We start from the raw sequence: 19,721 nt of genomic DNA, 5'->3' as shown, positions 1-19,721 counted from the left end.
CGGGACAAGGAGTCGGCGGAATGACAGCTCTCGTGTGGCAGAAGAGCAGCTACAGCAATGGCAGTGGAGGCAACTGCGTGGAAACGGCACGTCTGCGGGACTCCCAGACCGCCGTGCGGGACTCGAAGGAGCCGGAGCGGGGCGTGCTCGGGTTCTCGGCGGGGGCCTGGGGCGACTTCGTCGCGGCCGTGCGGGGCGGGCGGCTGGGCTGACGGCACGGGGTGGACGCCGGCCCGCGCGCCCGGTGGGGCCGAGGGGCCGCCGGGCGCGCGTGGCATGTGGTGCGGGGGCTTACGGGTGGTACTTCTCCTCGACCGTCTCGGCAGCGCCGGACTTGCGGTCCATGGTGACGCGGACGGTGACGCTGTTGGTCTTCGCGGCCTTCTCCAGCTCGTCCACGGTGCACTTCGCGGTGCCGTAGCCGTCGTCGCCGATGCTCGCGCCTCCGGCGCCACCGTCGTCGGAGCAGATCGCGGCCGCGCCGAGGATCTTCGTGGCGTTGGCGACGAAGAACGCCTGTTCCATACCGCCGCTCTCGGGCTTGACGGTCAGCTTGCCGGGGGCGAGGTACGACATCTTGCCGACGATCACCTGGTGGTTGCCCGCGTTGGCGACGCCGCCGCCTTCGGAGGGGGACTCGCTGCCGGTGCCGCCGGTGGACTTGCCGCCGTCCTGGCCCTGCTTGGCGGAGTTGTCCGAGGAGGACGAGCCGCCGCTCGTGGACTGGGTCGACGCCGAGGCGTCCTGCGAGGCGGGCGCGTTCGAAGAGCTGGAGGAGCTCGCCGCGCCGTCGTCGGGCCCGCAGGCCGTGGCGCCCAGGCCCAGCGCCGCGGCGGCGACGATGGTGGCGGCGATGCGGCGGCCGGCGCGGCCGCGGAGGCGGTTGGTGGCGGTGTTCATGGTGCTTCTCCCGTTGCTCTGTGCTCTTGTGCCGTTTCCGGACGACAATCAGTCTCGAAGATCGAGTTGGCGTTCCACTAACGGACAACTAATGCGGTGCAGCGCGTTGAGCAGGGAGGTAGCGACATGGCTGGAGTACCGGCGGGGCTGGTGGCCGCGGGTGGGTTGATCGGGGGGTACGGGGTGGCCCGGTGGACCAGGAGGCGGCCGCTCGGTGGGGTCGCGTTGGCGGCGGCCGGGGCCTTGGCCGCCAAGGGGTGGCGCGAGAAGGCGGGGAACGGGACCGCGGCCGCGTTGAGCGGGTTGTACGTGGCCGCGTTCGCCGGATCGCATCCGCTGGCGAAGAAGGTCGGGGCGTGGCCGTCCGTCTTCGGCGTCGCCGGTGGGGTCGCCGCCGCCTCGTGGGTGCTCGCCGATCGGCGCGGGGCGTAGGGGGTCCGGATACGCGCTGACGGGCGGGCGGGCGGCACGGAGGTGCGCGGGAATGGTGCGGGCGATCCGCTGGGGAAGCTCGCGCCGGCCACCGCCCGGACACCGGGCTTCAGCGCGGCCGCCAAGGGCCACCACACGATCACGGCGTACTCGGTGGGCGCCGCCTTCCGGCACCGCGGCACCGCGGGCGCTTCACTGCGCCATTGGAGGTGGCCGAGGGACAGTCCTTGGGCCGTGTGGACCAATTCCGGCGTCTTCCTCAGCCTTCTTCATGATTTTCTCTCTTAAATCTGAACTGACAGTCGACATCCGACTGCGCTTCATATGGAGGAATCATGCAGATCGCGAAGAAGGTGGCCTTCCTGGCCGCGACCGCCGGCAGCCTGGCGCTCCTCGGGACCGGCACCGCAGCCGCCCATGGCATGGACCACGAGGTTCCGACTCCCCCCGTCAGTGTCCAGTCGTGCAGCGTCACCACCGGCGACCTCAACTTCACCAACGGGGACATCACCACCGGGAACGTCGGGGACAACTCCCCGGTCGCCAACAACACCATCGTGATCAGTGTCAGCTGCTTCAACACCACCACCGATGACGACTGAGGCGGCTTAGGGCGTAAAAAGCTGGGAGTCTCCGGGCGGCATGTCGCCCCGGGGACTCCCAGCGCAACGTAAGCGACGCGCCGAGGCGACGGCGCGTCGCCGGGAGCGGCGTCAGGCCGAGGCGGACGTCAGGAGGTCCAGTTCGGGCTTGGTGAGCTGGAGCTCGGCGGAGGCCAGCAGGGCGGGGAGCTGGGCGGGGACGCGGGCGCTGGCGACGGGGGCGACCACGGTCGGCTGGGCGGCGAGCCAGGCCAGGGCGACGGTGGCGTGGTCGGCGTTGTGGTTGGCGGCCACGTCGTCGAGAGCGGCGAGGACCTTCTGGCCGCGCTCCGTATCCAGGTGCTGGGCGGCGCCCGTGGAGCGGGCGCTGTCGACCTCGGTGCCGGGGCGGTACTTGCCGGTGAGGAAGCCGGACGCGAGCGCGTAGTACGGGAGCGTCGCCAGGCCGTGGCGGGCGGCGACGTCGGCCAGGTCGCCTTCGAAGGTGTCGCGCGAGACCAGGTTGTAGTGGGGCTGGAGGGCGACGTAGCGGGCCAGGCTCTCCTGGGCGGAGAAGGCCAGGGAGGCGTCGAGGCGCTCGGCGGTGATGTTGGAGGCGGCGATCTCGCGGACCTTGCCCGCCTTCACCAGCTCGTCCAGGGTGGAGATGATCTCCTCCACCGGCACCGACGTGTCGTCGTAGTGGGTGTAGTAGAGGTCGATGTAGTCGGTGCCCAGGCGCTGGAGGGATTCGTCCAGGCCGGACTTGATGGCGGCGGAGGAGAGCCCGCGGGGCTCCGGGACGCCGGCGCCGACCTTGGTGGCGAGGACGATGTCGTCGCGGTTGCCGCGGGAGGCGAACCACTTGCCGAGGATCGTCTCGGACTCGCCGCCCTGGTTGCCGGGGGCCCAGGCGGAGTAGACGTCGGCGGTGTCGACGAAGTTGCCGCCCGCCGCCACGTAGGCGTCGAGCACCTCGAAGGACTCGGCCTCGTCGGCCGTCCAGCCGAAGACATTGCCGCCCAGGGAGAGCGGGAAGACGGACAGGTTGCCGATGGTCCTGCGGGTCTCAGTCATGCGTTTCTTCAACGCTCGTGGTGGAGGGGGTTATTCCGCTGCCGTCCGCAGATGACAGACCGCAGATGACAGAAACCGGCGGCCCTGGCGTCAAGGGGGGAGAGAGCGCCAGAGCCGCCGGAGCGAGGGGCCGCCGGAAGCGACGGCCGGTTCAGGGTGTCACGGGTTCAGCCCGTGGTCGCGCAGCCAGGGCATCGGGTCGATCGGCGAGCCGCCGCCCGGCCGCACCTCCAGGTGGAGGTGGGGGCCGGTCACGTTGCCGGTGGCGCCGACGCGGCCGATGGTCTCACCCGAGGACACCTTGCCCGAGGTGACGACCATGGACGACAGGTGGCAGTACCAGATCTCGGTGCCGTCATCGAGCTTGAGCACGATGCGGTAGCCGTACGAACCGGCCCAGCCCGCCTGGGTGATGGTGCCGCCGCCCACCGCCTTGACCGGGGTGCCGGTCGGGGCGGCGAAGTCCTGGCCGGTGTGGTCGGCGGACCACAGGTCGCCGGCCTGGCCGAAGCCCGCGGTCAGCGTGTACGAGGCGACGGGGAGGGTGAGCCCGCTGGACGTGGACGTCTTGGCGGGGCGGTCGGCGGCGGCCTTGGCCGCGGCCTCCTTCTCGGCCTCCGCCTTCTCCTTGGCCTCGGCGGCCTTCTTCTTGGCGGCGGCCTCGGCCTTCTTCTGCTCGGCCAGGTCGCGGGCCTTGGCGGCGGCCTTGGCCGCGTCGTCGGCGGCGGCCTTGGCGGCGGCCCGCGCCGCGGCCTCGCGCCGGTCGTCGTCCGCCGCGGTCTGCTGGCTCTCGGCCTGCCGCAGGATGCGGGTGCGCAGCGCCTCGCCCGAGTCGGTGGCGCTGGTGGTGAGGGTGGCCGCGGCGGGCTGGGAGGAGTCCTGGTCGTCGGCCATCAGGGAGCCGATGCCGGGCAGGTCCTTGGCGGCGGGCAGCTGGGCCTTGACCTCGTCGGCGACGTGGGCGAGGTCCGGCATGGAGATCGGTACGGCCGGCCGGTCCTTGGCGCTCGCCATGCCGCCCGCGCCGACCGCCGCGATGACGCCGACGCCGAGGACGGCGCCGCTGCGGGCCATGGTCCCGCCGCGCTGCTTGACGACGCGGTGCTTGCCGCGCAGCGGGGCGATGGACTCCTCCGTCGGGTTCCACTCGTCCCAGACGGCTTCTTTGGCGACGGAGGAATCATCCCCTTCGGCGCCGAGGCCGATCGTGGGCCGGGCGCCGGCTCCGGCGTCGAAGCCGACTCCGTACGCGGTCGCGGTGCCGATGCCGGTACCGGACGAGCGGTACGGAGCTTCGTCCAGTACGGACCTGTTGGACGCCACCGGGGCGCACTCCTTTCCTTCCCTCTCGCCTACCGGGTTAGCTGACGGGTTCGGAGCAGGAAGGTCTCCTACGGGTCAGGTTCGACCCGATTCACCCCAAGGTGGTGGTTCCCCGGTTCCCTGTGCTGCGGCTGTTACCGCCGTGGTGCGTGGTGCCGCTGGTGGTGCTGTCGCTGCACGTATGGGATTCGGCGACGGCGCACGGTGCCGCCTCTGCGACGGCTGTGTCGACCGCGCTGCGTTATCGAACGTTAATAGAGAGCGCGACATGATTCCAAGCTCTTCTGAAGAATCCGCGCAGCTTTGGGATGAACTTAGTAAGCATCGGGGGACAAGTAGGGGCGTTTCACCCCGGTTGAAAAGGGATGGTAAAAACCTCCGGCGAGCTGATCGTGCGTCAATCGTTATGCGTACGCGTCACGGTCGGCTACGGTCCGTGTCCGGAGCGGGCGCCGTCGTTCCGTTCGCCGTCGTTCCGTTCGCCGTCGTTCCGTTCGATACGGGCGGCCGCCGGACCGCGAGGAGTGCCATGTCGTCCGAGGTCTCCCCGCCCGTATGCCGCGCGACGTCCTCCACCAGCGCGTCGAGCAGCCCGCCCGGCCCGGGGAAGCGGCGGCCGCGCAGCCGCTCCTCCGGTACGTAGAACGTGCCGTGCCGGTCGCGGGCCTCGGTCACCCCGTCCGTGAACAGCAGCAGCGTCGCGTCCTCGGGGAACCGCAGCTCCGTCACCCGGTCGGGCCACGCGCCCAGTTCGCCCATCCCGAGCGGCAGCGCGGCCGTCTCCGGCCCCAGGGGCCGTACCTCGCCGTCGCCGGGCAGCAGCAGCGGCGCGGGGTGGCCGCGGTTGATGAGGCGGAGGATGGAGTCGCCGCGCGGGATCTCGCCGAGGACGGCGGTGGTGAACCCCTCGAACGCCTCCAGCTCGGCCCGCCGCGCGCCCTCGCGCCGCAGTGCCCGCTCCAGCCGCCCCGCCAGCCCCTCCAGCGTCGTCTCCTGCTCCGCCGCCTCCCGGAAGGCGCCGATGAGGACCGCGACGACCTCCACGGCCTGCAGCCCCTTGCCGCGCACGTCCCCGACGAGCAGCCGTACGCCGTGCGGGGTGTCCTGCACCGCGTACAGGTCGCCGCCGATCGCCGCGTACCGCTCGGCCGCCACATAGCGCGCCGCGACGTCCAGCCCGGCGATGCGGGCGGGCGGTACGGGCAGCACGGCCCGCTGCGCCGCCTCCGCGACACCGCGCGCCGACGCCAGCCGACGGTCGCCGCGGCGGACGACGCGGTTGATCACGAGCGCGAGCAGGGCGACGGTGGCCACCGTGGCGATCTCGGTCGCGGCCTGGGTCGGGTCCTTCACGCCGTGCAGTTCGGCCAGCAGGCATACGGCGAGGAGGGCGAGGACCGCGGTGGCGACGGTCTGCCGCAGCGGGAAGAGGGAGGCGGCGACCAGCGGGGCCGCGGCGAAGAAGGGGGAGGCGGTGTACGGGGCCGGGGCGGCGAGGTCGAACGCGACGCCGACGAGCAGGAGGACGGCGGGGGCCCAGCGGATCGGCCGGCGCCCCGCCGATGCCTGGACGGCCTCCTCGGCCATGACGAGTCCGGGGGCCGCGACCGAGGACCGGGCGGCGGGCGTACGGACGGGCGTACGGGCACCCGTACGAGCCCTGGTCCCTCGCACCCGCGCCACCGGCTTCTCCCGCTGTCCCTGGATCCATGACCCCGTCACCAGGCTCCCGGGCGCCGGGGCACGGTGCGAGCCGGTGGCGGCCATGTGGGTGCGTCGTCAGATGCGTCGCCGGGTGGCCGCCCCTGGACGCCGAGCGGCCCCGGATGACAGGCATCCGAGGCCGCGGGGTGGGCCGTGGCGTCCGCCGGGGCCCGGTCAGCCGCGGCCGAAGCCGCCGCCTTGGTTCTCGTGGCCTCAGGGGGTGCCGTAGGCGATGTTGGTGCAGTTGCTGCCGACGGTGATCCCGCCCGTGGGCGCGGTCCCGGAGACAGCGGCGATGGGGCCGGTGGCCGTGTCGCAGTCGTTGCCCTGGTAGGCCGCGATGCCTTGGGTGAAGTTGAGGCAGTTGCTGGCGGCAGTGATGTCACCCGTGGCGGCGCCCACGGAAGTGGCGACGATGGCGCCGGTGGACGTGTCGCACGTGTTGCCCTGATACGCCCCGAAGGGGTCGAAGCCCCCGTAACCGTGGGCGGACGCTCCACCCGCGCTCCCCAGGACCAGGGCGCCTGCCGCCACGGTCAGGACAGCTACCTTCTTGCCGATGTTCACTTGATTTCCTCCAGAAAAGCCGAATCCGCGGAAAACCACACGTTCCGATTGAACGGAAGGACATCCGCGACACCGGGGAGGCGCGCACGCACTTCACCCGATGGGCCCACTGTCGGATTAGCCGGAAGTCAGCACCTCAAGGGATCGACGCCGTCAAAGATCGACGCCGAGGGCGCGGGCGTGGCGGTCGGCCGCCAGCTCCGCCGACACCTCGTCGAGGTACACCTCGCACACCAGCCGTCCGTCCCGGGTCAGGTTGTGCTCCAGCTCCCACAGCACGATCTCGTCGCCGCCCGCGAGCAGGAAGGCGTGCTCGTAGAAGCGGCACCAGGTGGCGTCGGGGCCGCCGGAGCGGCGGCGCGGCTTGGGGGCGAGGGCGATGTCATGGGCGAACGCGGTCGCCAGCAGCCGCTCGGTCTCCTCCCCCGGCCGGTCCGGGTTCTCCGCGCGGCGCAGTACGCGGCGGGCGTGGTCGGCCGAGTCGTCGGCGACGTACGCACGCTGGGCGTCCGGGGGCTCGGCGGCCTGGAGCATCTGATCCGGCAGCCACAGCGGTAACCCGTCCAGCTCCTCCCAGCGGGCGCCGCCGATGCACCGGTGGACGCGGCGCTCGGCGAGCTCCAGGGCGTCCTCGTGCGCGTACAGCTCGAACAGCGGGCGGTCGTCCGGGCCGGTGTTGTGCTCCAGCTCCCACAGCAGCAGGCTGCTGCCGTCCGGCAGCAGGAAGACATGCCGGTACGTCGTGTACCCGCGCGGCCCTGACGGCTCGTTGCACTGCCGGCAGGAACGCAGCTCGGACTGGTGCATCAGGGCGCTCCGCGCCCGGCTCAGCACCGCCTCGCCGATCTCGAAGCCGTTCTGCGCACGGGCCAGCAGCCCGTCCATCAGCTCGGCGGGGGTTCCCCCCGCTCCTGAGTGCCCCACGTCTCTCCTCCCGCCCCCGGGTGACTCCCTCGCACACTTAGCGTAGCGGTGCGAACACGCGCCGCGCCCGCGGTTCCGCGAAGCAGCCGGTCGGACTTGTGCCTCACCCACTCCTGCGCCGCAGAGCCAGGATGTATCACTTGTTCGACAGGCCGAACAAGTCGGAATGTCATATTCCGGAAACCTGCCCGCCGTCGGCGTGACACCCCCGGGGCCACCCCGGGGCCGGAGCGGTCGCCCCCGCCCCCTCTGGCCCCTTTCCCGGTTTCCCGAAAAGGCGGCACGCTCGGAGCGGCCCCTGAATGCCTGTCATATGAGGGACACCGTATGCCAGACGGGTGAAACGAAGTCCTGACCCAGTGCCTTTCCTGAATACCTTCGTTGAGTCAGGCGTCCGTGAATCCGCGGAATCACCACACGGAGGATTTAGTGAACATCGGCAAGAAGGCAGCCTTCCTGACCGCAGCGGCCGGCGCTCTGGTCTTCGTCGGCGCCGGCGCCGCGAGCGCGCACAACTACGGCGACCCGGGCACCTACCAGGGCAACTCATGTGACAGCGCCACCAGCGCCATCATCACCGGCGCCGTGGCCGCCCCGTCGGGCGACTTCAACCTCGCTCCCAACTGCCTCAACTTCACCAACTCCGGTGCGGCCTACCAGGGCAACGACTGCGACACCGCCACCGGCCCCATCACCACCGCCGCCGCGCTGGCCCCGACCGGCGACTTCAACATCGGCAGCAACTGCACCAACATCGCGGTCGACGGCACCCCGTGACGTCGCTGCGGCACTGAACACCTCGCGGTGTTCCCGTTGTAAACGGCGGCCCTGGAAGCACTCCTTCCAGGGCCGCCGCCGCATGAATGGACACCGACCCACGACGTGTTCACTGCGCCATTCGGGTACGGCAACAGCGTTCCCGGGAGCCTCAGCTGGTCGGCGTCGTTCATCAGGTGTTCGCTGATATCGGGGAAAATCACTTGGAGGCTCTTAGATGCACATGGGAAAAAAGTCCGCGCTTCTCGTAGCGGCCATGGGCGCACTGGTCATCGGTGGCGCGGGCGCCGCCGACGCCGCCGACAGCGGCACCGGCCCATCGGCCCTCCCCCTTGGCGGAGGAGTCCAGCAGAACCGCTGTGACACCAGCTCTCTCATCGGCACCATCGAGATCACCGGTGGCGGCGAGGACGTCACCAACGAGACCAATTGCGTCAACTACAGCGAGTCGGGGGTGTCGGAGCAGAAGAACCGCTGCCGGACCCATTCCGTCGTCGGGCCCGTCACGATCGCCCTGTCGCCCGGTTCCGAGGTCACCAACAGGACCAACTGCATCAACGTCAGCGAGTCGGGCGGCGTGACGAAGCAGACGAATGACTGCCGGTCGACGTCCGTGCTCGGTCCCATCACGCTCGGCCCCGGCACCGAGGTCACCAACGAGACCAACTGCCTCAATATGTCCGGGACCGGGGAGGGCCAGAGCAGCGGAACGGCGGAGTAGTCGACGACTGATTTCCCGTCAGCCACCCCGGGACGGGACGAGAAACTCCCATCCGGTCATTCGCGCGGCCCTCGGAATATATTCGCGAGGGTCGTGCGATTTTTTGCGATAACCGGAGACAAGGGGTGAAGATATCCAAACTGCGGCGGACGGGTGAAGCTCCCGGCGATACCGGATCCTCCGCTCTTCATCTTCGTTGATTGGGTGTCTGCGGAATATCGCGGAGAATCACCTACGGAGGCACCAAGCAATGAAGATCGGCAAGAAGGCAGCTCTCATGACGGCCGCGGCCGGCGCCATGGTCATCGGTACCGCGGGTGGAGCGAGCGCCTACGGCCTCGGCGGACTGACCGGCGGCGGCAACGGTGTCGCTCAGGCGAACTCGTGTGACGGCGCCACCAGCGCCATCATCACCGGCGCCGTGGCCGCCCCGTCGGGGGTCCTGGATGTCTCCTCCGACTGCGTCAACTTCACCAACGCCAGCGCGGGCTACCAGGGCAACGACTGCGACACCGCCACCGGCCCGGTCACCACGCTGCCGGCGCTGGCGCCGACCGGCGACATCGACCTGGGCAGCAACTGCACGAACATCGCGCTCGCCGACCCGCCCACCATCGTGGTCAACAAGGTGGAGAAGAAGGAAAAGCACAACAAGAGCGTGAAGAAGGAAAAGAAGGCCAAGAAGAAGCACGCCAAGAAGAAGGCGCACGGCCACCACTGAGGCGGCACCGCACCAACGCGGCCCTGGAAGCAGCACTCGCTTCCAGGGCTGCGGCCTCATTGCCGGACGCGGGACGAATTACCCGGAGCAGCCCGCGAGCGCCGGGACGCAATTGTTGGGGTTGTTGCCGGTTACATTCGTCGCGATCAGCGACACCGAACCGCCGTCGGAGAAAATACCGCCACCCTGGCCGCCATTGGCCGTATTGCCGCTGATGTTCGTGCCGACGATCTGAGTGCTGCCCGCGTGACTGAAGACCCCTCCACCATTCAGGGTGGCGATGTTTTCGGATACCACGGTGGACTGCAATCGCAACGCGCTGCCGAAGTTCGCGATACCGGCGCCGTCACTCCCCGCCGTATTTCCGATGATGCGTCCGCCATTGAAGGTCACATCCCCGGCTGACGTCCACATGCCACCACCCTCGAAATCGTTCGCGTGGTTGGTCTCCAGCGTCACGGCGCTCAGGACGACATTCCCGAAATTCGCGATGGCGCCACCGGTGCTCTCCGCGGTGTTGTCGGAGAACGTGCTGCTGTTGGCGGTGAGCGAGGCCCCCGTACCGACGTGCACGCCGCCGCCGTCGCCCGCGGTGTTGCCCGAGATACGGCTCAGGGAGAACGCGGCCGTGGCACCCGGGGCGACCTGGATGCCGCCGCCGATACCGCTCGCGACGTTCGCGGTGACCGCGCTCTGGCTCAGGACCAGGTTGCCCAGGTCGAGGATCCCCGCCCCGTCCACCGCCCGGCCGCCCGAGAGGGTCACCCCGCTGACCGTGAGGCGTCCGCCGGGCGCGACCTCCGCGATGCGGAAGTCCGGCGCCGAGGCGCTGCGTCTGATCGTCGCGCCGGTGCCGGAGATGGTCACGTTCCCCGTGATGATCGGGAGCCCGTCGGCGCCGTCGGCGCCGGTCGCCGCCACCGAGGTGAGCGTGTACACGCACCCGGTGGCCAGGGTGACGGTGCCACCCGAGGTCGCCGCCTGGCCCACCGCGGTGACCAGCGCCGCCGCGTCCCCACAGGGCACGGCGGCCTGAGGCGAGTCGCCACCGCCCGCCCTGGTTCCCCCTCCCTCGGCCGACGCCGGTGCGGAAGCGCCCCACGCCAAGAGCGCCAGCACCATGACGGGGAGGGTTCCGCGGAGGGTAGTCACGAGTCGCACGAGGGTCTCCTTACGCGTTCTCCTGGGGGAGCTCCCTTGGGAGCAGCAGGCTTCAGCCTGTGCGGCCAGGAGGCGTTCGGCATCCGCTCGGGCGCCGGACGTGTGACCGCCGATCGGCGGCGTACGGGGCACGCCTCGCCGGCGATACCCGCGGAAAACGACGAAACCGCAGGTCAGCGATGCTGCCTGCGGTTTCCCCTGTGGGTCATCAGGGGCTCGAACCCTGAACCAATGGATTAAAAGTCCACTGCTCTGCCAATTGAGCTAATGACCCGCACCCCCGCAGCATAGCCCGGCCGCGGGGTCCGCCCCGAGACAATATCCCCCCGGGTCGAAAGGCCGTGCAACCGCGGGGGGTTGCACGGCCCTCATCGGCGTCGGTCAGCCGTTGCGCTTCCAGCGCGGCTTGTCCGTGCGGCGGTCGTGGGAGCGGCCGCCGGCGTTGCCGCCGCGGTGGTCGTCACGGCGCGCCGGGCGGTCGTCGCGGCGGTCACGGTTGAAGGGGCGGTCCCCACCGCGGTGGTTGTGGTCACGGCGCTCGAAGGAACGGCCGCCCGACGGACGGTCGTCACGACGGTCCCGGTTGAAGCCGCCACGGTCGTCGCGGCGCTCGAACGAGCGGCCACCACGGTCGTTGTCCCGGCGGTCACGGTTGAAGCCACCCCGGTCATCCCGGCGGTCCCGGCCGCCCGACGGACGGTCGTCACGACGGTCCCGGTTGAAGCCGCCACGGTCGTCGCGGCGCTCGAACGAGCGGCCACCACGGTCGTTGTCCCGGCGGTCACGGTTGAAGCCACCCCGGTCATCCCGGCGATCGCGGCCACCCGACGGACGGTCGTCACGACGGTCGAAGGAACGGCCGCCACGGTCGTCACGACGGTCCCGGCTGAAGCCGCCACGGTCGTTGTCGCGGCGGTCCCGGCGGTCGAAGTTGCCGCGCTCGTCCCGGCGCTCACCGGCCGGGGCCGTGGACTCGGCCGAACGCTGCGCGGGCACGAACGGCACGGCGTCCCCGGCGGTCTCACCCGCCGCCGCGCCCGGCGCCTCGGCACCGGCCGTGGCCTCGGCGGCCGGGGTGAAGGTCTCGCCGCGCTCGCGCGCCGCGCGGGCCGCCAGCCGGTCGGCCTCCTCGCGCAGCTCGGTCGCGCGCCGCTGGGCCTTCTCCAGTTCCCGGGTGAGGTCCTGCGCCTCGCGCTCGGCCTGCTTGGCGGAGTTCGCGGCGGCCTCGGCCTGCACCTCGGTGAGCGAGCGGGCACCGGTGATCCGGGCCACGTCCTCGTCGAAGACGCCCGCGCCGCCGACGATGTGACGGGAGGCGTCGACGCCCGCGTCCTCCATCAGCCGGAAGATCTGCCGCCGCTGGTGCGGCAGGGCCAGCGACACGACGGTGCCGCTCTGGCCCGCCCGCGCCGTACGGCCGGAGCGGTGCAGGTAGTCCTTGTGGTCACCGGCCGGGTCCACATTGAGCACCAGGTCGATGCCGTCGACGTGGATGCCTCGGGCGGCGACGTCGGTGGCGACGAGCACGTTGACGTACCCGTCCTTGAAGTCGGCCAGGGTCCGGGTCCGGGCGCCCTGCGTCATGCCGCCGTGCAGCGCGTCGGCGCGCACCCCGGCGTCGCACAGCTGCTCGGCGACCCGGTCGCAGCCCAGCTGGGTGCGGACGAAGATGATCGTGCGTCCCTTGCGCGCCGCGATGGCGGCGGTGACCGGGGCCTTGTCCTTCGGCTTCACCACGAGCACGTGGTGGGTCATCGTGGTGACCGCGCCCTGTGCCGAGTCGACCTCGTGGGTGACCGGGTCGACCAGGTAGCGCTTGACCAGGCTGTCGATCTCGTTCTCCAGCGTCGCGGAGAACAGCAGCCGCTGGCCGCCCTTGGGGACCAGGTCCAGGATCTCGGTGACCTCGGGCAGGAAGCCCATGTCGGCCATCTGGTCGGCCTCGTCGAGGACGGCGACCTGGACCTTGTCGAGGGACGCGGCGCCGCGGTCGATGATGTCGCGCAGCCGGCCCGGGGTGGCGACCAGGATGTCCACGCCCCGCTCCAGGGCGTAGATCTGATTGCCCATCGAGGTGCCGCCGCAGACGACCTTGAGCTTGAGGCCGAGGACGTCGCCGTACGGCTGCAGCGCGTCGCTCACCTGCATGGCCAGCTCGCGGGTCGGGGTGAGGATGAGGCCCCGGGGACGCTTCTTCTCGGTGTGGCCGCCGGCCAGCGTGGTCAGCAGCGGGAGGCCGAAGGAGAGGGTCTTGCCGGAGCCGGTGCGGCCGCGGCCGAGGATGTCCTTCCCGGCCATGGCGTCGGGGATGGTCGCGGCCTGGATCGGGAAGGGCGTGGTGACGCCGTTCTGCGCGAGCTTGCGGACGATCTGCTCGGGGAGGCCGAGGTCAGCGAAGGTGATGTCGGGGCCCTTGGAGGTCTCGGGAGCGCTCTGTTCGGCGGCAGCGGTGTCATCGCCGTCATCGGTGGAGACGTCGGCGCCGGCGGCGCGCTCGGTGGCGGGGGCGGACTCGGCGCGCTCGACCGGCTGGGACTGCTCGACCTGGGGCTGCTCGACCGGCTGGGACTGGTCGCCGTGGTCGCCCTGCTCGTCGACAGCGGGCATGACGGCGTGATCAGTGGAAACGGACATGCGAAATGCGAAACCTTCCGGAGTCTCGGCACGCGCCCAAACTCCGTGTTGTCGCAAACGACCGCCTCTATGCGGTCAGCCACGGGATGGCAAGGAACGCGCCTCGCGGCGCACTTCGATGAGGCGCCGGGCAAATGGGATCAAACGATCTACCACCATACGCACCCCCACCCCACAAGAGCAAATTCGCTGGGCCAACCGGCTGTCCCTGCCCCCGTGTCCCGCGTCACACACCGCCCCGCACCGGGCGTTCGCCCCCGTTACTCCTCGGACTCCTCGGGCTCCGAAGCGGGCGCGGAGGCCGGTTCCGACGGGGTGGGCTTGGGGTCGGGCGCGCTCGGCGGCGGGCTCGAAGGGCGCGGCTCCGGGGCGGCCTCGGAGGGCGCGGGCGCGCCCGGCTCCGGCGGCAGGGAGGGCGCCGGGCCGTGCGCCTGGGAGCCGCCCTTCCCGGCCGACGGCGACGGCTCCGCCCCGGGCTCGGCGGCGGCGGACGCCGACGGCGAACGCCGCTCGCCGCCCTTGCGCTTGTGGCCCTTGGCGTCCCGCGGCGCCACCGTGTACGTATGGCCCCGGCCGTCCGTACGCACGACCACGCCGCCGCCGGGCTCCGCGGCCCCGCCGCCCTTGCCGGAGCCGCCTCGGTGCCGGTCCGGCTTACCGGAGTCGTCGGAGATGCTCATGCAGCCGCCCAGGGCCAGGGCCCCGGCCACCAGGGTCACCACCACGGCGCTCCGCGCCGAGACGCGGGGGCCGCGCGAGGCGCGGGGCGCGTCGGTCCGGGGGGAACGGTCGGTGCGTGGAGCGGGGGTTCCAGACATGCGTGGGACACCTCCAGGCCGCAGGGCTGTGACGCAGTGCCCAACTGGCCCCGCCCCCCTTAGGACACGCGTGCGGCGTAACCCGTGCGTCGCGCACGGGTTCCCCTCACCCGTAGCCGAGGGCGTGCAGCCGCTCGTCGTCGATGCCGAAGTGGTGCGCGATCTCGTGGACCACGGTCACCTCGGTCTCCTGGACGACGTCCTCCCGGGTCTCGCTCATGCGCAGCGTCGGCCCCCGGTAGACAGTGATCCGGTCGGGCAGGACGCCCGCGTACCACTCGCCGCGGTCGGTGAGCGGCGTCCCCTCGTAGAGCCCCAGCAGCTCGGGGTCGTGGGACGGCGGCTCGTCCTCCACGAACACCGCCACGTTGTCCATCAGCCGTGTCAGCTCCGGCGGGATCCGGTCCAGCGCCTCGGCAACCAGTTCCTCGAACTCCTCGCGCGTCATTTCCAGCACGTGGCCATTGTCGAACAGCCGGGCCCGGAACGGGACGGTCCGCGCCCGGGAATGGTGGCGGTGGCGGCCGGGAATGGCGGGTCGTACGGCCGGGCATACGGGACCAATGGCCCGCGCCCCGCTCCCCCTCGCCTCCGCCGCCGAGCGGCCACGGCCGGTCGTCCGCGCCATCGGGCTGGCCGCGGTGACCGTGCTCGGGGCCTGGATGGGGCTGCTGGTCGTCGGGAGCGTCCACGCCTCGGTGGGCCCGATGGACACCCGGATGGCGCTCAGGCCGTCCCTCACCGGCGGCACCAAGATCAACGTGTCCCCGCTCGGCGCCCTCGAACTCCGCAGCCACCACGCCCCGCTCCGCTTCGACGTCGACGTGGACCGGCTCGACCCCATCCGGTCCGCGGCGCTGGTCGACCACCCCGAGCGGCTGTCCAGGCTGCAGGAGGAGGTGGGGGGCGATGTCGTCCGCGGCACCCGGGACCTGGCGGTGCGCTCCTGCGCGGCCGTCGTCTTCGGCGCCACCGCGCTGGGCCTGGCCGTCTACCGCCGCCCGCGGCGGGCGCTGGCCGCGGGCGGCCTCGCGCTCGGGCTGCTGGCCGCCTCCGGCGGCGCCGCGTACGCGACCTGGAACCCGAAGTCGGTGCTGGAGCCGCGCTATTCGGGGCTGCTGTCCAGCGCCCCGTCCGTGGTCGGCAACGCGCGCAGCATCGTCACCGACTTCGACGTGTACCAGCGGGAGCTGGCCCGGCTGGTGACCAATGTCACGCGGCTGTACGAGGCGACCTCGACCCTGCCCGCCTACCGGCCCGACCCGACGACGATGCGCGTACTGCACGTATCGGACATCCACCTCAACCCGGCCGCCTGGCACATCGTCCAGTCGCTGGTCGAGCAGTACAAGATCGACGTGATCGTCGACACAGGCGACACGATGGACCACGGCACCGCCGCCGAGAACGGCTTCCTCGAAGCGGTCTCCGACCTCGGCGCCCCCTATGTGTGGGTACGCGGCAATCACGACTCGGCGACGACGCAGCGCCACCTCTCCGGCCGCAAGGGCGTCCACGTCGTCGACGACGGGCGGACGGTGACCGTCGCGGGCCTGCGGATCGCGGGCGTCGGCGATCCGCAGTTCACCCCGGACCGCTCCGCCGCCGTGGCCGGGGACGCCGCCGAGCACCGGGCGGGCCGGGCGCTGGCCGACGCGATCCGGGCCCGGAAGGCGGCGGGCGCGCCCGTGGACATCGCCCTCGCCCACAATCCGCTCGCCGCCAAGGAGACCGACGGCACCGTTCCCCTCGCCCTCGCCGGTCATGTCCACCACCGCCGGACGGAGGTGCTGCCCGGTGGCACCCGGCTGATGACGGAGGGCTCGACGGGCGGCAGCGGGCTGCGCGCGGTGGACGACGCCGAGCCCGACACGGTGCAGGCGTCGGTCCTCTACCTGGACCGGGACACCCATCGGCTGCAGGCCTGGGACGAGATAGATCTGGGCGGGCTCGGGCTGGCCAAGGCCGAGGTCAGCCGTCATCTGCCCGCCGAGAACCGGCCCGGCGCGACCCCGGCGACGACCGCTCCGTAAGCGGTTCGTAAACCGTTTTGGCGAACCTCACCGGCATCCCATATGCTTCTCGCGTCCCCGAAAGCGCCGGAAGGCGCCCAGGTGGGCCATCGGCCCTCATCGTCTAGTGGCCCAGGACGCCGCCCTTTCAAGGCGGTAGCACGGGTTCGAATCCCGTTGGGGGCACCCACAGGTTTTGGTGCGAAGGCCGCGTCTCGCTCGTCGAGACGCGGCCTTCGTGCTTTCCCCCAGGGATGTGCACCGTGCTCAGCGCGGCAGGGTGAAGCCGACGCCGAATCGCGTCCGGGCGGCCCGCAGCTCGTACGGGGCCAGGACGCCCGGGCCGCAGGACGCGGTGCCGATGCCGTGGTGGGCCACGTCCAGGTCGAGGTGGAGCACGTCGCCCGGGGTCAGGTCGGCCGGGTGCCGGGCGGCCTCCAGCTGCTCGGTGGTCCAGCGGCGCGCGGTGAGCGCGAAGGCGGGGCGGCCCTCGACGCGCAGCCCGCCGCCGTCCGGGCCGCGCAGCTCGGCCCAGCGGACGTCGCCGCGGCTGCCGTTCTCCTGCGGGAAGACGTACGGCGTCTGGAACCGGTCCACGGTCGTCGCCCAGCGGCCGATGCGCGCCGCGCGCCGGGTGTCGGGGTACGACTCGCCGGGGCCGCTGCCGTACCACTCGATCCAGTCCAGCGGCGCCCGTACGGCCATGGTCAGCCCGAGGCGTGGCAGCGGGCAGGGCCACTCGCCGTCCGGGGCGATGTCGACGGCGAGGTCGAGCCGGGTGCCGTCGCCGGTGCCGTCCCCGGTGCGCTCGCCGGTGCCGTCCCCGGTGGGTTCGCCGGTGCCGTCCCCGGTGGGTTCGCCGGTCCGTTCGCCGGTCCAGCGGTAGACGACGGTCAGGCCGAAGAAGCCCCCGGGCGGCGCCACCCGCGCCCTGACCACCAGCGCGTCGCCGTCCACCGTGACGCCGTCGCAGCGGTGCAGCATCCGGTCCAGGGCGTGGCGGCGCCACTGCGCGGCGAGGGATTTCGCCTCGTCCGGGCCCCGGTCGTTGTCGGTGGTGGCGCGCCAGACGTTCAGCCGGGGCGGGACGGCGACGCGCAGGCCGTGGAGGGTACGGAGGCTGCCGTCGAGGGGGTCGAAGGTGGCCGGGCCGAGGGTGATCCCGGCGGGCCCGGCGGCTTCTGGAGCGCGTACGGGGGCTATGCGCGCCCCGGGCGTACGCCTGACGGCGGGGCCCCGGGCTCGCGCCTGGCCCCACGCCACCTCGTGGCCGGCCGGCGCCCAGGTGGTGTCGGCGGCCAGGACGGCCCGTACCGTCCACCACTCCTCGCCCTCGGTCTCCGTGCCGGGCTCGGGCAGCGCCACCTCGGCGGAGTCCCCGGGGGCGAGCGGCGGTACGTCGAGGGCGCCCTCGGCCACCCGGCGCCCCTCCACCTCGCTTGACCAGCCGAAGGCGAGCCCGGTCAGGTCGATGACGTCGTACTTGTTGGTGACGCGGACGGTGCGGGCGGCCGCGTCCACCGCGATCCCGACCGGCTCGACGACCTTCTTGTACTCCAGCAGCCCCGGGGACGGTGTCCGGTCGGGGAAGAGCAGGCCGTCCGCGCAGAAGTTGCCGTCGTGCTGGGTCTCGCCGAAGTCGCCGCCGTACGCGAAGTACGGCCGCCCGGCGGCGTCCCGGGCCCGCAGCCCGTGGTCGATCCACTCCCAGACGAAGCCGCCCTGCAGCCGCTCGTACGTCTCGAACAGCCGCTGATACTCGGTGAGGCCGCCCGGGCCGTTGCCCATCGCGTGCGCGTACTCGCACTGGATGAACGGCATGGCGCGGCGGCGGGCGTCCAGCCGGGGGTCGTCCAGCGGCTTCTCGGCGCGGCGGCCGATCGCCTCGACCTCCTCGTGCGAGGCGTACATCCGGCTGTAGACGTCGGTGTGCTCGCAGGACCAGTCGCCCTCGTAGTGGATCAGCCGGTGGGGATCGCGGTCCCGGATCCAGCGGGACATGGCGGCCAGATTGCGGCCGGTGCCGGACTCGTTGCCCAGCGACCACATGATCACGCTCGGGTGGTTCTTGTCCCGCTCGACCATCCGGGCGGCCCGGTCGATCAGGGCCTCCTCCCAGTCCGGGTCGTCGGCGAGGTTGCCGTGCCAGCCGCCGTAGATGAAGCCGTGGGTCTCCAGATCGGCCTCGTCGATCACCCACAGCCCGAACTCGTCGCACAGGTCGAGGAAGGCGGGGTCCGGGGGGTAGTGGCTGGTCCGGACGGCGTTGATGTTGTGCCGCTTCATCAGGGCCACGTCCTCGCGCATCGTGGCGTACGGGACGGCGCGGCCGTGGTCGGGGTGGAACTCGTGGCGGTTGACGCCGCGCAGCAGCAGCGGGCGCCCGTTGACCGTGATCACCCCGTCCTCGACGGCGACGGTACGGAAGCCCAGGCGCAACGGGACGCACTCGGCGTCGGTCGCCAGCTCCGCCTCGTACAGCCGGGGCGCCTCGGCGGACCAGGGCCGGACGCCGGGGACGGTCGCGGTCTCGCCCGTCGCGAGGGTCAGGCCCAGTTCGGGGACGGTGACGCGGCCTCCCGGGTCGGCGTCCACGCGCAGGGTGCCGTGCCCGGTGCGGTGGTCGTATCCGGCGTGCACGAAGACGTCGCGGACGGCGCCCTCGGGCCGGTGGAGGAGCGTCACGCCGCGGAAGATCCCGGCCAGCCACCACATGTCCTGGTCCTCGACGTAACTGCCGGAGGACCACTGGTGGACGCGTACGGACAGCACATTGCCGCGGCGCAGCAGATGGGGGCCGGCGTCGAACTCGTGCGGCAGCCGGCTGCCCTTGGCGGTGCCCAGCTCCTGCCCGTTGAGGCGGACCCGGTAGCAGGACTCCACGCCGTCGAAGCGCAGCAGGGTGCGGCCGTCGTCCGGCCCCGGCCAGTCGTCGGGGAGGTCGAAGACGAGGCGGTGGTCGCCGGTGGGGTTCTCGGTGGGGACGCGGGGCGGGTCGACCGGGAAGGGGAAGCGGATGTTGGTGTACTGCGGGGCACCGTGGCCGCGCAGGGCCCAGTGGGAGGGGACGGGCAGCGGCTCCCAGCCGTCGGTCTCCGTCGTCTCCTCGGCGGCCGCGGAGGCCTCCGAGGCCTCCGAGGCCTCCGCGGCCTCCGCGTGGGCCACGGTGGGGAAGAGCCGGAAGTCCCACTCGCCGTTCAGGGACAGGGTCCGCGCGTCGGAGCGGAAGGCGGCGCGGGGGGCGAGTGCTCCGGTGCCGGGCGAGGGGTCCTCGTAGTACGTGATCATGGCTCGATCTGAGCGTCGGCGGAGTCCGATGACTGACCTCCGGAGCAGGGTGCCGCACGGGCAGCGAGACGGGGCGCACGC

Annotated in this window: 18 protein-coding genes, 2 tRNA genes and 1 riboswitch; of the genes, 8 read left to right on the top strand and 12 right to left on the bottom strand. The window is 71.9% G+C overall.

The genetic code is table 11. The features are described 5' to 3' along the window. Positions 1-20: 20 nt before the first annotated feature. The gene (locus ACFZCY_RS04635; RefSeq protein ID WP_391169314.1) at positions 21-212 is read left to right on the top strand and encodes a DUF397 domain-containing protein; all 192 of its coding nucleotides are present in this window, start codon (positions 21-23) and stop codon (positions 210-212) included. Positions 213-291: 79 nt separating this feature from the next. Here ACFZCY_RS04635 and ACFZCY_RS04630 read toward each other — a convergent pair whose 3' ends face one another. After that, complete coding sequence (locus ACFZCY_RS04630; protein WP_391169313.1) at positions 292-900, bottom strand: hypothetical protein; 609 nt, start codon at positions 898-900, stop codon at positions 292-294. A 126-nt stretch (positions 901-1,026) separates the two neighbouring features. Here ACFZCY_RS04630 and ACFZCY_RS04625 point away from each other — a divergent pair, with 126 nt between their 5' ends. After that, positions 1,027-1,332, top strand: a complete 306-nt coding sequence (locus ACFZCY_RS04625; RefSeq protein ID WP_391169311.1) for a hypothetical protein — start codon at positions 1,027-1,029, stop codon at positions 1,330-1,332. A gap of 335 nt (positions 1,333-1,667) precedes the next feature. Then, complete coding sequence (locus tag ACFZCY_RS04620) at positions 1,668-1,934, top strand: hypothetical protein (RefSeq protein ID WP_391169309.1); 267 nt, start codon at positions 1,668-1,670, stop codon at positions 1,932-1,934. A 111-nt stretch (positions 1,935-2,045) separates the two neighbouring features. Here ACFZCY_RS04620 and ACFZCY_RS04615 read toward each other — a convergent pair whose 3' ends face one another. The 5 genes from ACFZCY_RS04615 to ACFZCY_RS04595 all read right to left on the bottom strand — a co-directional run bounded on the left by ACFZCY_RS04615 (position 2,046) and on the right by ACFZCY_RS04595 (position 7,508). Next, positions 2,046-2,990, bottom strand: coding sequence for an aldo/keto reductase (locus tag ACFZCY_RS04615; RefSeq protein WP_391169307.1), 945 nt, complete (start codon positions 2,988-2,990; stop codon positions 2,046-2,048). Between the two features lie 159 nt (positions 2,991-3,149). Continuing rightward, positions 3,150-4,313, bottom strand: a complete 1,164-nt coding sequence (locus tag ACFZCY_RS04610) for a peptidoglycan DD-metalloendopeptidase family protein (protein WP_391169306.1) — start codon at positions 4,311-4,313, stop codon at positions 3,150-3,152. Between the two features lie 11 nt (positions 4,314-4,324). Further along, a riboswitch (cyclic di-AMP (ydaO/yuaA leader) is annotated at positions 4,325-4,456 on the bottom strand. A gap of 274 nt (positions 4,457-4,730) precedes the next feature. Continuing rightward, a complete protein-coding gene (locus ACFZCY_RS04605) occupies positions 4,731-5,900 on the bottom strand; it encodes a SpoIIE family protein phosphatase (RefSeq protein WP_391169418.1) in 1,170 nt (389 codons plus the stop codon). A 330-nt stretch (positions 5,901-6,230) separates the two neighbouring features. After that, complete coding sequence (locus ACFZCY_RS04600) at positions 6,231-6,584, bottom strand: hypothetical protein (protein WP_391169305.1); 354 nt, start codon at positions 6,582-6,584, stop codon at positions 6,231-6,233. 153 nt (positions 6,585-6,737) lie between these two features. Next, the gene (locus tag ACFZCY_RS04595; protein WP_391169303.1) at positions 6,738-7,508 is read right to left on the bottom strand and encodes a DUF6227 family protein; all 771 of its coding nucleotides are present in this window, start codon (positions 7,506-7,508) and stop codon (positions 6,738-6,740) included. 429 nt (positions 7,509-7,937) lie between these two features. On the opposite strand from ACFZCY_RS04595, the gene ACFZCY_RS04590 reads away from it, so the two are divergent. The 3 genes from ACFZCY_RS04590 to ACFZCY_RS04580 all read left to right on the top strand — a co-directional run bounded on the left by ACFZCY_RS04590 (position 7,938) and on the right by ACFZCY_RS04580 (position 9,727). Next, positions 7,938-8,285 carry a hypothetical protein gene (locus ACFZCY_RS04590; protein WP_391169301.1) on the top strand — a complete coding sequence of 116 codons (348 nt, stop codon included), beginning with the start codon at positions 7,938-7,940 and terminating at the stop codon, positions 8,283-8,285. 256 nt (positions 8,286-8,541) lie between these two features. After that, the gene (locus tag ACFZCY_RS04585; protein ID WP_391169300.1) at positions 8,542-9,006 is read left to right on the top strand and encodes a hypothetical protein; all 465 of its coding nucleotides are present in this window, start codon (positions 8,542-8,544) and stop codon (positions 9,004-9,006) included. A gap of 250 nt (positions 9,007-9,256) precedes the next feature. Then, the gene (locus ACFZCY_RS04580) at positions 9,257-9,727 is read left to right on the top strand and encodes a hypothetical protein (RefSeq protein WP_391169298.1); all 471 of its coding nucleotides are present in this window, start codon (positions 9,257-9,259) and stop codon (positions 9,725-9,727) included. A gap of 78 nt (positions 9,728-9,805) precedes the next feature. On the opposite strand, the gene ACFZCY_RS04575 is transcribed toward ACFZCY_RS04580, so the two are convergent. The 5 genes from ACFZCY_RS04575 to ACFZCY_RS04555 form a co-directional block, all read right to left on the bottom strand. Then, entirely contained in the window at positions 9,806-10,849 is a 1,044-nt protein-coding gene (locus tag ACFZCY_RS04575; RefSeq protein ID WP_391169297.1) for a right-handed parallel beta-helix repeat-containing protein, read from the bottom strand. 240 nt (positions 10,850-11,089) lie between these two features. Continuing rightward, positions 11,090-11,162: transfer RNA gene (locus tag ACFZCY_RS04570), tRNA-Lys, on the bottom strand. 107 nt (positions 11,163-11,269) lie between these two features. Further along, on the bottom strand, positions 11,270-13,522 hold the full coding sequence (locus ACFZCY_RS04565; protein WP_391169295.1) for a DEAD/DEAH box helicase: 2,253 nt from the start codon (positions 13,520-13,522) through the stop codon (positions 11,270-11,272). Between the two features lie 260 nt (positions 13,523-13,782). Beyond that, entirely contained in the window at positions 13,783-14,340 is a 558-nt protein-coding gene (locus ACFZCY_RS04560) for a hypothetical protein (protein ID WP_391169294.1), read from the bottom strand. Positions 14,341-14,446: 106 nt separating this feature from the next. Further along, positions 14,447-14,797 carry a metallopeptidase family protein gene (locus tag ACFZCY_RS04555; protein WP_055545487.1) on the bottom strand — a complete coding sequence of 117 codons (351 nt, stop codon included), beginning with the start codon at positions 14,795-14,797 and terminating at the stop codon, positions 14,447-14,449. 106 nt (positions 14,798-14,903) lie between these two features. Between ACFZCY_RS04555 and ACFZCY_RS04550 the strand changes: the two genes are divergently transcribed. Together ACFZCY_RS04550 and ACFZCY_RS04545 are read left to right on the top strand one after the other, a co-directional pair. Then, entirely contained in the window at positions 14,904-16,373 is a 1,470-nt protein-coding gene (locus ACFZCY_RS04550) for a metallophosphoesterase (protein WP_391169292.1), read from the top strand. 92 nt (positions 16,374-16,465) lie between these two features. Next, a tRNA-Glu gene (locus ACFZCY_RS04545) sits at positions 16,466-16,538 on the top strand. A gap of 81 nt (positions 16,539-16,619) precedes the next feature. Here the strand turns inward: ACFZCY_RS04545 and ACFZCY_RS04540 are convergent. Then, positions 16,620-19,640: a glycoside hydrolase family 2 TIM barrel-domain containing protein gene (locus ACFZCY_RS04540; protein ID WP_391169290.1), complete on the bottom strand. Its 3,021-nt coding sequence runs from the start codon at positions 19,638-19,640 to the stop codon at positions 16,620-16,622. Positions 19,641-19,721: the final 81 nt, after the last annotated feature.

The organism is Streptomyces sp. NPDC007983 (assembly GCF_042958345.1).
GTDB lineage: Bacteria > Actinomycetota > Actinomycetes > Streptomycetales > Streptomycetaceae > Streptomyces.
This window is presented reverse-complemented; position numbering and strand designations above follow the sequence as displayed.

What these genes read in the sequence shown, in the direction of transcription:
- ACFZCY_RS04585 (WP_391169300.1), top strand. Translation starts at nt 8,542, where the DNA reads ATGGGCGCACTGGTCATCGGTGGCGCGGGCGCCGCCGACGCCGCCGAC.
- ACFZCY_RS04630 (WP_391169313.1), bottom strand. Translation starts at nt 900, where the DNA reads ATGAACACCGCCACCAACCGCCTCCGCGGCCGCGCCGGCCGCCGCATC.
- ACFZCY_RS04565 (WP_391169295.1), bottom strand. Translation starts at nt 13,522, where the DNA reads ATGTCCGTTTCCACTGATCACGCCGTCATGCCCGCTGTCGACGAGCAG.
- ACFZCY_RS04635 (WP_391169314.1), top strand. Translation starts at nt 21, where the DNA reads ATGACAGCTCTCGTGTGGCAGAAGAGCAGCTACAGCAATGGCAGTGGA.
- ACFZCY_RS04580 (WP_391169298.1), top strand. Translation starts at nt 9,257, where the DNA reads ATGAAGATCGGCAAGAAGGCAGCTCTCATGACGGCCGCGGCCGGCGCC.
- ACFZCY_RS04540 (WP_391169290.1), bottom strand. Translation starts at nt 19,640, where the DNA reads ATGATCACGTACTACGAGGACCCCTCGCCCGGCACCGGAGCACTCGCC.
- ACFZCY_RS04625 (WP_391169311.1), top strand. Translation starts at nt 1,027, where the DNA reads ATGGCTGGAGTACCGGCGGGGCTGGTGGCCGCGGGTGGGTTGATCGGG.
- ACFZCY_RS04550 (WP_391169292.1), top strand. Translation starts at nt 14,904, where the DNA reads ATGGCCCGCGCCCCGCTCCCCCTCGCCTCCGCCGCCGAGCGGCCACGG.
- ACFZCY_RS04620 (WP_391169309.1), top strand. Translation starts at nt 1,668, where the DNA reads ATGCAGATCGCGAAGAAGGTGGCCTTCCTGGCCGCGACCGCCGGCAGC.
- ACFZCY_RS04615 (WP_391169307.1), bottom strand. Translation starts at nt 2,990, where the DNA reads ATGACTGAGACCCGCAGGACCATCGGCAACCTGTCCGTCTTCCCGCTC.
- ACFZCY_RS04575 (WP_391169297.1), bottom strand. Translation starts at nt 10,849, where the DNA reads ATGGTGCTGGCGCTCTTGGCGTGGGGCGCTTCCGCACCGGCGTCGGCC.
- ACFZCY_RS04605 (WP_391169418.1), bottom strand. Translation starts at nt 5,900, where the DNA reads ATGGCCGAGGAGGCCGTCCAGGCATCGGCGGGGCGCCGGCCGATCCGC.
- ACFZCY_RS04560 (WP_391169294.1), bottom strand. Translation starts at nt 14,340, where the DNA reads ATGTCTGGAACCCCCGCTCCACGCACCGACCGTTCCCCCCGGACCGAC.